This window comes from Legionella tucsonensis (assembly GCF_001468035.1).
Lineage (GTDB): Bacteria > Pseudomonadota > Gammaproteobacteria > Legionellales > Legionellaceae > Legionella > Legionella tucsonensis.
On the sequence record NZ_LNZA01000012.1, the window covers coordinates 164054 to 176329 of the forward strand.

Consider the following 12276-nt stretch of genomic DNA (forward strand, 5'->3'; position numbering starts at 1 on the left):
TAACATTTCTACTATCTGGGCAAAAATGGAGATCCCTTATCCAGTAGACCTGGGCATATTACTATTTTAGACTTTAACGAACCAGAAAAAAACACACGGTTATAAAACCTATAAAACCATAAAAGGGTGATAAATTCCAAAAAGTTAAAGTGAGAAAAAATACAAAACAACACAGCGCAATTGGAATAGAAAAATACATGCCGACGACGCCTTGCGCTACTGAGTAACTGGCCGCAGCGAGTAAAGCCAATGCACCATATTGTACGCCAATCATTATTTTTCGCATTCCAGGTCCATTATGGCTGGTCAGCCAATGATAGCCTGCTATGGCCATTACTAACCCCGGCAAGTTAAGGCTAAGGACAGCAAGAACCAGACCGGTGATTCCAGCGGCTTTATATCCTATAAGCGCAGATAATTTGACCCCGGTTAATCCTGGAAAAATAAAACTTGAACCAACCATGGCAATAAATTCTTCTTGTCCAATCCAATGTCGATATTCAACAGCTTCATATTCCAATAGTTTTAACATGGAATTACCTCCTCCTAGGGAAATAAGACCAATTTTTCCAAAGCTTAGAATAATCGCGAACAGAGTATTTATCATAATTGCAGTAAATTTTTCAGGAAAGTTACATATTCGCAGGAAACGGGTTCATTCAGCAAGTGCTTGGAAATCATCTCTACGAGATGAAGTGATCTTCCTTCAATACATACGCTAAAATAAATTTTTTGGAGTACTTCAAGACGGGCAAGCTCGATTTTCACTTTGGGTTTTGTTGGAAATTTATAGATAAGCGCTTCCTTTTTCACAAAAACTTCGATGCCTTCCTTTTCAACGTGTTGCATTATCTCGTGTAACTCTGGATAAATAGGTTGCTCTTGGGTTTGTTCAAGGGTTATTTTTGTTCCATAACCAGCAGCGTGGTTTGTTTGTTTGAGTAATGGTTTATAAAGCAGCTGTTCTCGGCGTTTCTTGATGTTGTAGTTTTGTCCAGGCAGTAAATAATAATAATCTTCTCGAATTTTCTGTTTATAATTAGCTAACTCGAGTAATGAATTATCAATAGTGTTTAAAATAATCGTTTCATTATCTGGCCAAAAATAACGAATCTCCCATTTTAATTGTTCGTCTTTTTTATCCACAAAATGAGCCAAGGGTAAGCTTGCTTTGGGGGCAAATTCGAAATTCCAGACTAAGCGTTGGTTCGTGCTCAATTGCTACTCGCAAAATAAAGAGTATATACTACAGCTTTATTATGCAAAGCAAGGGAAGGTATTGATATTATGGCCATTCTGTTCTTTTTCGTGTACTTGATATTTACCCTAATTGTTCTTTATAGAGCAATGAACCCGTTAGTTTGGGAATTAGGAAGTGTCTTTTATTTAATTGTAGCCACATTTGCTATTGGCTTGCCTTGGGTTATTGGCTTTTTACTTTGGCTTGTGATTATTGTGGCTTTACTCGTGGTGTACCTCGAACCCTTACGTGCAGTGATTGCGGATTACCTCTATAAGAAAGCCGGTAAATCGATTCCTAAGTTATCAAAAACCGAGGAAGAAGCGCTTAATGCAGGTGATACCTGGATAGAACAAGATATTTTTACTGGAAAACCAGATTGGGATAGATTGGCGAACGTTTATACGGAGCTTACAGGAGAAGAACAATTATTTCTTAATAATGAGACCCATACCTTATGCAGTATGATTGATGAGTGGGAAATTAGCCAAACACGAGATTTACCCGAGCATGTTTGGAAGTACATGAAAGAAAATGGATTTTTCGGTTTGGTGATCCCAAAAGAATATGGTGGTAAGGGATTTTCAGCGCGCGCACACTCCGATGTGGTAATGAAAATATCCAGTCGTTCAGGTGTCGCTGCAGTAACTGTTATGGTACCTAATTCATTAGGCCCTGGTGAATTAATTAATTATTACGGTACTGAGGAACAAAAGAATCATTACCTCCCGCGTCTTGCGAAAGGTATTGATATACCCTGTTTTGCCTTAACTGAACCTGGGGCAGGCAGTGATGCAACCTCCATTCAATCAACTGCGATCGTCATGAAGAAGAAAGTTGATGGTAAGATGGTACTCGGATTAAATATTACTTTAGACAAACGTTGGATTACTTTAGCACCAGTAGCAACGTTAATTGGTCTTGCAGTCAATGTGAAAGATCCCGATGATTTGTTACAGGGCGAAGGCGCAGAAGGAATCACTTGTGTCCTGATTCCACGCGATACCAAAAACTTGGAAATCGGCAACCGCCATTTACCTTCTGATCAACCGTTTATGAATGGAACTATTCGTGGGAAAGATATTTTTGTGCCTATAACAACAGTGATCGGAGGTCAGAAACGCATAGGTAGTGGATGGCAAATGTTGGTTGAATGTTTGTCAATTGGTCGTTCGATTTCTTTACCTGCACTTGGTGCGGGTTCTTCCTCTTCATGCTATCTCGCAACCAGTGCCTTTGCACGCATACGTTGTCAATTTAATGTAGAAATTGGCCAGTTTGAAGGAGTTGAAGAGAAACTTGCGGAGATCGCGGGTTTAAATTATTTGATTAATTCAAATCGATTACTGACGGTTGCTGCTGTAAATGAGCATAAAAAGCCCTCCGTCGCTTCCGCAATTGCTAAATATTTTAATACCGAACTGGCACGATTAGTGGTCAATTCATCTATGGATGTGCATGCAGGGCGTGCTGTAGTGGTGGGGCCGCGGAATTATTTAACTAATTTTTATAACGGGGTTCCTATTTCCATTACTGTAGAAGGGGCAAATGTAATGTCACGAAACTTGTTAATTTTTGGACAAGGTTCTATGGCATGTCACCCATACATACGTCATGAGTTTTATGCTATTTCCAACCAGGATAAAACAGCATTTAGAGAAGTTATCTGGAAACATATTCAATATTTCATGCAAAATTTTGCCAAAGCAATTTGTTCTGGATGGACTGGTGGAATATTTATTAGCGCACCCAAGCAAAAAATGAAACGTGAGTATAAGCGGCTAGCACGTCTGAGCCACGCTTATGCATGGCTTGCAGATTTATCTTTGATTGTGCTGGGAGGGGATTTAAAGCGCAAAGAACGTCTGTCAGCACGTCTTGCTGATGGAATGTCTTATCTTTATATGGCAATGGCAGTTTTACGTAATGCTCAATTGAATAATGAAAATCCTGATGATCTGTTACATGCTCGATGGGCAGTGTCCTATTGTTTTTATCACGCACAAAGAGCAATGATCGCCTTGTGTTATAACTTCCCCTCCAGATTTCTGGGAGGGCTCGCCCGCATCTTAGCATTTCCTTTGGGGCAGACTATGCGTTATCCTACGGATAAGTTGGAGCAAAAGTTAGCTCGTTTGATGACCACAAATAATCAATATCGTGAGCGGTTGAAGAACATCGTTTACCTGAGTGGTGACCCCAAACAACCAATAGATAGAGTGGAGCATGCGTTACAGCAAATCATTCAAACAGACGAGCTTATCAAAAAGACCGGTGACTTAAGACGGGTTAAATTTGGTAAATTAAAGGAAAAATTAAAAGAAAAGGTCGAAAAAAAGGAATTAACTCAACAGGAAATGGATGCTTTACTTGCAACGGAAGCCGTCCGCTGGGATGCCATTTTAGTTGATGAGTTCACTTTTGAGTCAATGAAAAATCAATCATTTAAGTCAGTTATTGATAAGATTAAATCACCGTTTATGCAGGGAGATGCTTCTTCTTAGAAGCACTCCCCATGGTGAAGGAGTTTTTAGTACTAGGTTTGTGAATCGTTTAGGACAGTAGGAACAAAAACTGTTCATTTGTCCTATATTTTACAAATTTTTAACGGGTGAGCTAAAAATCGGTTTTCCTGTACACAACGCCAGTTTGCTATAATTAAGTCAATACAATAAGTAAAGTTCGGAAGAGAGATTAATCTATGTCTGCAAATGCACCTGTAATAGTATCCACCAAAAATGTGACATTGCCACCCAGGGAAGATATTTTAAAGACGATGCAAACTGGAGAAACTACACCGGAAGGAGCTCAGTATATACGTGAACGAGTTCACCAAATCGTTGAAAATTCAAAGTGGATAAATAGAAACCCAGAAGCAATAGCAACTGGGAAAGAAGTACTAAAAGTAGTAGATGAGTATGCTAAATTTGTGGAATATAAATTTTCTCAAGACTCACAAATTTGGAAAGGTCAAGACCCGAAACCGGCTCTCGTTTTAATGCAGAGTAGAATTGCGGAAGAAGCTATCGATGCATTATCTAAAAAGAATTTCCCAAGTATTCGCTTCGATTTTGCGATCAGCGAGGAGGGGCATTTTGTTCGTGGATATGCTTCGACCGAGAAAGAAGCCCCTCCGTTGGAAGTGGGTACAATTGATGCCCTAGACCGTTTGTTTAACGCATGGTTAGCTAATGAGCATCGAGTTGTAACAAAAGAGGGCAATTTCTATAAAAACAACCCGGGAGGGAATCAAATAAAATTGACTGCAGAAGAAGTGGAGGCATTAATGGCAGATTCCGCTAAAGAATTTAAGGAATATTTGAAGAAGAGCGGCGTTGAATCCGAACTCGTATCTCGACAACGTGAATACCCAGGCGAACATCGATTGGAAGAAATCAAGAAAGCTGCTGCTCAGAAAGCTGTAGATACGCTAATTAAGGAAGCTAAACTGGAAGAAGAAAAGCCAGAACCCGAACAGCCTCAAAATGTTGGGCCGGCTTCTTAATCCGCACTATCTGGTGCAGCGAGAGCAAAAAATTGGTCTTGAGCATCAAAGGCTTTGGCTGCACCGTGTACACTGCTAAATTTAAATCTTATTCACTGCTTGGAGCCTCTCTAGAGTTCCTATATCAAACCAGAGCCCATCATAAACATGGGCGGTTACTTTATTTTGTGCGGCATATTGACGAATTAAAGGCGCGACGGAATAGCGCCCTTGCATGCAGTGGGCAAATATCTGTGGATGGTAGCAGCAGATTCCTGCAAGCGTATATTCTGGATTTGTGTTACTTAATTGAGTCTGATTGATTAACCCAAAGTCACCGTGATGATTAAGCGCCGGATTTTTATTTACCAAAACCACATGAATCGAATTAATATGTTCCAGGTGTATTTGCGAAAAATCAAAATCCGTATAGATATCTGCGTTGACGGTAATAAAGGGGTTAACACCTAATAGCGGCAGTGCATTTACAATGCCGCCACCAGTTTCTAATCCTCCGGGAGGTTCTGGTGAGTAACAAATTTCAACTCCCCAACGTGCTCCTTTGCCTAAATGCTGGCGAATTTTGCCTCCAAGGTAGGCATGATTGATCACCAATCGTTCAAAACCAGCTTTTGCCAAATTCGTTATATGATGTTCTATTAAAGGCATTTTTTTAACCATGCACAAAGCTTTCGGCGTAACGTCAGTAAGAGGTTTCAAGCGGTCGCCGCGCCCGGCGGCTAATATCATAGCAGTTTTCATGGTAGATAAACTCTCATTTGCAGAAATTGGAAAAATGGGCGTAATTCATCATAAATTTCTGTACATTCAAACACATATTTCAAGGTCAAAGGTAAATCTTTAAGGTATCCCGGTTTGTTATCTCGTAAGTGCAAACGACAAAAGATTCCTAAAACCTTTAAGTGCCTTTGTAAGCCACAAAGATCAAACGCACGAATAAATTCAGCCAAAGAATAATCTTTAGTTAAAGAACTTTGAGTGTAAAAAAATTCAACCCATTCTAAAACCTTACGTCGTGGCCAGGAAATATAACAATCTTTAAGTAAAGAAACCAAATCATAAGTGAAGGGGCCACACATTGCATCTTGGAAGTCGATAACTCCCAAAGCGGATTCTGCTTGGTTTCGCAAAATCATCAGATTGCGAGAGTGATAATCACGGTGAATAAAGGTTAATGGCTGCTGAGCTACCTCAGAGGCAATCCATTCCATAGTTTGTTGGACTAAATCACATTCATCTTGATTGAGTTCCAAGGCAAGATATGCATTAAAAAACCATTCAAGGCATAAATTCATTTCTTTAAGCATATGAGTTTTATCAAATGGAGCAAGCAACGGATCATTAATTGAGCACGTCTGAATTTTAAATAAAGTTCTTATGGCATCATGATAATGAACATTCACGGTTTCAGAGTGAAGAGCATGCAAAAGAAGTTGGTCTCCTAAATCACTTAATAACAAGAATCCATTTTCTAAATTCATCGCGAGAATTTTGGGGGTATTAACCTCCGCTTTCTCAAGGGTTTGCGCAATATGTATAAACGGGTTGAGATCTTCTTTTCCAGGAGGTGCGTCCATAATCACGCGAGTGAGCCCGTTGTATTGAAGACGAAAATATTTTCTAAAACTGGCATCTCCAGCCAAAGGAGCTAACTGAAAATCTTGCAGTTTTAGTGTATCAATTAACCATTCTTTCAGTGCGTTTTCTCTTGCATGCATGGTATACTCCCCCATCATTATTTCTGGTTGTAACTTATAACTAAGATCACTTCGCTCATGAATTGAGAGAGTAAAGAAGTGGGTTGCGGATGAATTTTACCGCAATTAAATCTCATGCGAGTATGACGATCAAAAGTGATTAGTTACATATTTTTTGTGCATAATAAGGCATTTTATTATCTGTGAACAAGATTTCATTCAAATGGTTCTTGATGAGCATATTGACGACTATGCTCATTTTGCTCATGGTAATTTATCATGCGCTGGCTTACTCTGCCACTTTGATTGATGAACCAGTTCAGGCTTGTGTCATAGCACGCGATGTTGATTTAACTGATGCAGTAAGAGCAAAGTTTGCCCAATGTTTGGGATGGCAAGCAGATCAAAGCTCTCCTCTTTGTCTTGGCTCGTACCAACCCCTTACGGTTACACCTCTGGCTTCACCTGATGAAATAAGAATTATGGCGGATCGCGTTTCTTTTTATCAAGATAAACCGTCAACTTTGAAAGGAAATGTAGAGATTCAACAAAACCAGAGAATAGTCAATGCACAAACTGCATATGTATATCGAGATCCCAAAAGCAAGCAAATTACAAAAATTGAGTTCCTGGGAAATGTGCGTTATCTGGAACCTGATAAATTACTGATCGCTCGTAAGGCTATGATTAATCCTCAGGATAAATCGGGTCAAACCGAAGATGTAATCTATCGGTTTAATACTAATAAACGTACTGCCATATTGCCTGCATGGGGAAGGGCCGCTTTAATGCAACGCTTTCCTAATTCAGATTACTTGTTGCGTCAGGCAACTTACACCACATGTGCTCCACAAGATAAAGCTTGGAATATTGAGGCTAAATCAATTGTTATTGATAATAAGAAAAAAATAGGTGTTGCCAGAAATGTTAAATTGCGCATCCATGAATGGCCTGTTCTTTATGTTCCCTATTTGAGTTTCCCTACAACTAAAGAACGTAAATCAGGTTTTTTAATGCCTTTAGGAGGATATTCTAATGTAGGTGGTTTTGATCTAGGACTCCCTTATTATTGGAATATTGCACCAAACTATGATTTGACTTTAACCCCGCATCTTTACTCTAAACGTAATGTGATGTTAGGTGGTGAGTTCCGGTATTTAACTAGAAACACTGCCGGAATGATTGTTGGGAACTTTTTGCCGGATGATGCTGCTTATCGAAATTTTTTGAACAGCCATGCGGAGCAATTTCCTTCCTTTAAAGATAAATCAACAAATCGATGGCTTTTTGGTTTTCTTAATACAACGCAATTTACTCCAGATTTACGATTAAATGTAAATGTTCAACAAGTTTCTGATGATTATTATTTCCAGGATTTTAGTTCTAATTTAGCCCTGATTACTCAAAGACAATTATTGCGTCAAGCAGATTTAACTTATTCAACAGAGCATTGGACTTTTAAAGGTATGGCTCAAAGTTTTCAAACGTTACATCCAATTAATGAGACGCCTATTGCCGATCAATACGAGCGTTTGCCGCAATTGTCTGCTCGTGGTTATTATAATGAATTGCCTGCAGAGGCGCGCTTAAATATCATAGGGCAATATGATCAGTTTTTTTGGCCAACATCAACTTGGCAGACCCCAAGGAGAAAAAAACCTCAAGGTCCCCGATTTCATTTAAATCCGGTGCTTTCTTTACCTCAGCGAGCTGATTGGGGATTTATTACACCATCAGTAGAATTTGTAGAAAACTATTATCAGGTTGAGAACAATTGGAATGATGTGAACACTGAATATAATCGTTTTATTCCACGTCTCAGCGCTCACAGCGGTTTATTTTTCGATCGTAATTTTAATTGGAAGGGAGGGGCTTATACGCAAACTTTAGAGCCCAGCTTATTCTATTTGTATGTACCTTTTTATAATCAAAGTCAGTTGCCTATCTATGATACTGCGAATATGATTTTTAATTTTGATCAGCTTTTTAGAACGAATCGTTTTTCAGGGTATGACCGAATTGGGGATGCCAATCAGTTATCTTATGCCTTGACCTCCCGTTGGTTGTCTGAAGAAACTGGTGTTGAACGTGCTAGTTTTTCTATTGGGCAAATCAAATATTTTTCGGATAGAAAAGTACAGCTATGTCGTAGCCCAACTGGGTTTTGTATGCCAAGACCTTTTGAAATCGGACAATTGTCTCCATTTTATGGTTTTTCACCTATAGCCTCTCGAGCGGTTTATCATTTCAACCCTGCTTTGAAAGTTCTCGGTAATTATGTGTGGGATCCTGCTACTTCTGCGACAAACAATGGTGGTTTGAATTTACATTATCAGCCTAAGCAGAATGCGATTATTAATTTTGGTTACAGCTATTTAGTTAATGGAGATGTAACAAAAGTTAGGAATAATGCAGGAGTAGATAATGCATTACATCAAGGGATTGTTTCTGTTTCTTGGCCGATTAGTGATCGATGGAGCACTGTGGGTGCATACAGTCATAACATTAGTAAAGGTTACAGTATGATGTCTCTATTGGGGATGCAATATGATAGTTGTTGTTGGGCACTAAGAATCTTAGGAGGAAGAACTTTTAAGAGTTTAAATGCTGACTATTTGCCTCAATATAATAACAATATCTATTTGCAAATTTTATTAAAAGGCTTAGGATCGGTAGCAAATAGAGATCCTGGTGGTATATTGAATACTTATATACCAGGATATATTGATCCATTTCACGGTTAAAGTAAATAGTGGTATAAAGTGATATAAATGTGCTTGTATTTTGGATAAAAATAACCTAAATTGCTCGAAAAAAGTAATAAGGATTAAGGTATGTATAAAAAAATAACCCTTGTATGCATCTTGTTTGCTGCCATTGGGGTATCAGAAGCAAAACAACTATTAGATAAGGTGGTTGCAGTCGTTAATAATGGAGTGATTACTGCAAGTGAGCTTAACAAACAAGTTGAATTAACTAAAAAGCAAATTATTGCGCAAAAAATGCAAGTTCCAGCGGATTCGGTATTGCGCAAGCAAGTACTTCAACACTTAATTGATGTGAATGTGCAATTGCAAATGGCAAAACAACATGGACTTGCTGTAGATGAGCCCGAATTAAATCAGGCGATAGAAAAAATAGCAGCAGTAAATCACGCCACTCTGACTCAATTACGAGAAGAAATTATTAGGCAAGGAATGACGTGGGAGGAATACAGAGAAAATATTCGTAAAGAGATGCTCCTTTCTAACTTACAACAAAAAGCAGTAGGAAGAGATACCGCTGTTACGAATGAGCAAGTTGAACAATACCTAAAAACAGAAGGAGCGGTAGTCGATCGTTCTGCAATCACCTATCATCTTCAAAATATAGTTATTCCATTAAGTGAAGAACCTACATCTGAAGAAGTAAAAAAAGCTAAAAGCAAAGCAGAATCGTTATTGGTAAAGATAAAAAAAGGCGAGAACTTTAGCCGTTTGGCAATAGAAAACTCCAGTGGTGAATTTGCATTGGAAGGGGGTGATTTAGGTGACCGTCATTTAGCAGAGTTACCCGAATTATTTGCAAAGGAAGTAGTGAATATGAAAGCGGGACAAGTAGCAGGCCCCCTTCGTGCAGGCAACGGTTTTCAATTAATTAAACTGGTATCCATTGGCGGTGAGAACCAACATCATGTCATTACTAAAACTCATGTTCGTCATATTCTCTTAAAACCTGATCCAAGCATACTACCTGAAGATTCAAAGAAACAAGTGAACAATATTTACCAGCAATTAAGGGCGGGCAAGGATTTTGCTCTCATGGCAAAACAATATTCCTTGGATTCGGCCAGTGCTGTTAAAGGTGGAGATTTGGGTTGGGTTTCGCCAGGGGTGTTAGTTCCTGAGTTCGAGAAAGTTATGGATAAATTGGCTGTAAATGAAATTAGTCCTCCTGTAAAATCACAATTTGGTTGGCATATTATTCAAGTGCTTGGCCGTAAGAAAGAAGATGATTCAGAAGCCTTTAAAAAACAGCAAGTACGACAATTTCTACAACAACGGAAGTTTGCAGAAGCAGTACAAAATTGGCAACAACATATTCGTTCTGATGCATATGTTAATATTATTGACAAGGAACTGGCGTGAAGCCACTCCTCATTAGCAGTGGAGAGCCGGCAGGAATTGGCCCTGATTTATGTCTGGCTCTCGCGAAATATGATTTTCCGCTGGTGATATTAGGAGACCAGGCGGTATTAGAGGCTAGAGCAAAAGAATTAAACTGCACTATTTACTTTACTCCATACCAAAGCGGACAAGATATCAAACCGGAACATAATCATTTAACAGTGCTTTCAGTAACTTGTCCTAATCCAGTTCAGAGTGGCTGTCTTAATCCAGAAAATTCCAGGTATGTTATCGAACTGTTAAACCAGGCAGCCACATTATGTGGGCGCGGTGAATTTTCGGGCTTGATTACTGCTCCCGTTCACAAGGCAACTATTAATGAAGCAGGCATCTCATTTAGTGGTCATACTGAATTTTTTGCACAATTCTACAAAAAAGATGTAGTGATGATGTTGGCATGTAATGAGATGAAGGTGGCTTTAGTTACTACACATCTTCCATTGCGTATGGTACCGGATGCAATTACCTCAGAGTTGATTATTAAAGTAATTAGTCAGGTGCATCACTCGTTAATCCAGGATTTTAATATTAAAAATCCATGTATTAAAGTAGCTGGTTTAAATCCACACGCAGGAGAATCAGGCTACTTGGGTCGAGAAGAAATTGAGGTAATTACCCCCACTATTATGTTTCTACAAAAACAAGGCATTAATGTTCAGGGACCTATGTCTGCAGATACTCTATTTATTGAAAATCATTTACAAAATTGTGATGCTTATGTTGCCATGTATCATGATCAAGGTTTACCAGTAATTAAATATGCTGATTTTCATAAAGCAGTTAATGTGACTTTAGGATTACCAATAATTCGTACTTCAGTAGATCATGGTACTGCTTTAGAATTGGCAGGTAAAAATTTACTCGATTCAGGTTCAATGTTTGCCGCTGTAGATATGGCAAAGACTATGGCTATATCCAGGATGAGATCATGATAAGTTTAATTGCCGCAATTGATGAAGCTGGGGGGCTTGGTTTCAACAATCAGTTACTTTGCCATTTACCAGCCGATTTACAACACTTTAAAGCCATTACCATGGGCAAGCCCATCGTGATGGGAAGAAAAACATTTGCTTCTATAGGAAAACCCCTTCCAGGAAGACTAAATATTGTATTAAGTCATAGCATAACCTCAATAGAAGGTGTTTCTGTATTTAATTCATTGGAAAAAGCAATTAATCAAACCAAAGAGTTTCCCGAGATTATGATTATAGGTGGAGCAGAACTTTTTTCTGAGGCAATAAATAAAGCTACTTACTTATATATCACAAGAATACATCAGCAATTTACGGCAGATGTTTTTTTTCCAGAAATTGATGAATCAATATGGCACTGTCGTGAGAAACAGTTCAGACAACACGATGAAAAAAATAAATATGATATGACTTTTTATACATATGAGCGTATTAAGTAATAATTATCATTCTTAAAAGCTAGAGTGCAGAGATAGTCTCATAGTTCAATTTTTCCACAAGCATGACAATACCTACTTAGACATTAATGAAATATTCGATATTTTCAGCTAAAATATGATGCAAAAAATGCCCAACATGGGCATGTATGGATCTATATGGACTCCGGTCGGTAAGCAAAGGAAAACAATTAAAAAAAAATGAAGAAAGTATTTGACACTGTGACTGAAATCAGTAGAATACGCAGCACGCCTTCGGG

General features: G+C 38.6%; 10 protein-coding genes. 6 read left to right on the forward strand and 4 right to left on the reverse strand.

What is annotated here, in order from left to right:
- Positions 1-73: 73 nt before the first annotated feature.
- Complete coding sequence (locus tag Ltuc_RS14750; protein ID WP_058522116.1) at positions 74-607, reverse strand: chromate transporter; 534 nt, start codon at positions 605-607, stop codon at positions 74-76.
- On the reverse strand, positions 604-1218 hold the full coding sequence (locus Ltuc_RS14755; protein ID WP_058522117.1) for a hypothetical protein: 615 nt from the start codon (positions 1216-1218) through the stop codon (positions 604-606). The genes Ltuc_RS14750 and Ltuc_RS14755 overlap by 4 nt, the downstream gene beginning before the upstream one ends.
- 69 nt (positions 1219-1287) lie before the next feature.
- On the opposite strand from Ltuc_RS14755, the gene Ltuc_RS14760 reads away from it, so the two are divergent.
- Together Ltuc_RS14760 and Ltuc_RS14765 are read left to right on the forward strand one after the other, a co-directional pair.
- Positions 1288-3744: an acyl-CoA dehydrogenase gene (locus Ltuc_RS14760; protein ID WP_058522118.1), complete on the forward strand. Its 2457-nt coding sequence runs from the start codon at positions 1288-1290 to the stop codon at positions 3742-3744.
- 197 nt (positions 3745-3941) lie between these two features.
- Entirely contained in the window at positions 3942-4745 is an 804-nt protein-coding gene (locus Ltuc_RS14765) for a hypothetical protein (RefSeq protein ID WP_058522119.1), read from the forward strand.
- Positions 4746-4826: 81 nt separating this feature from the next.
- On the opposite strand, the gene murU is transcribed toward Ltuc_RS14765, so the two are convergent.
- Positions 4827-5486, reverse strand: a complete 660-nt coding sequence (murU, locus tag Ltuc_RS14770; protein ID WP_058522120.1) for an N-acetylmuramate alpha-1-phosphate uridylyltransferase MurU — start codon at positions 5484-5486, stop codon at positions 4827-4829.
- On the reverse strand, positions 5483-6463 hold the full coding sequence (locus Ltuc_RS14775) for an aminoglycoside phosphotransferase family protein (RefSeq protein WP_058522121.1): 981 nt from the start codon (positions 6461-6463) through the stop codon (positions 5483-5485). The genes murU and Ltuc_RS14775 overlap by 4 nt, the downstream gene beginning before the upstream one ends.
- Before the next feature lie 212 nt (positions 6464-6675).
- On the opposite strand from Ltuc_RS14775, the gene Ltuc_RS14780 reads away from it, so the two are divergent.
- The 4 genes from Ltuc_RS14780 (at position 6676) to Ltuc_RS14795 (ending at position 12019) form a co-directional block, all read left to right on the forward strand.
- Positions 6676-9186 (forward strand): LPS-assembly protein LptD, encoded by a 2511-nt coding sequence (locus Ltuc_RS14780; RefSeq protein WP_058522122.1) that lies wholly within the window; start codon positions 6676-6678, stop codon positions 9184-9186.
- Between the two features lie 90 nt (positions 9187-9276).
- Positions 9277-10569, forward strand: a complete 1293-nt coding sequence (locus Ltuc_RS14785) for a peptidylprolyl isomerase (protein WP_058522123.1) — start codon at positions 9277-9279, stop codon at positions 10567-10569.
- On the forward strand, positions 10566-11540 hold the full coding sequence (gene pdxA, locus Ltuc_RS14790) for a 4-hydroxythreonine-4-phosphate dehydrogenase PdxA (RefSeq protein WP_058522124.1): 975 nt from the start codon (positions 10566-10568) through the stop codon (positions 11538-11540). Before Ltuc_RS14785 ends, pdxA begins: the two co-directional genes overlap by 4 nt.
- Positions 11537-12019: a dihydrofolate reductase gene (locus Ltuc_RS14795; protein ID WP_058522125.1), complete on the forward strand. Its 483-nt coding sequence runs from the start codon at positions 11537-11539 to the stop codon at positions 12017-12019. The genes pdxA and Ltuc_RS14795 overlap by 4 nt, the downstream gene beginning before the upstream one ends.
- Positions 12020-12276 lie beyond the last annotated feature (257 nt).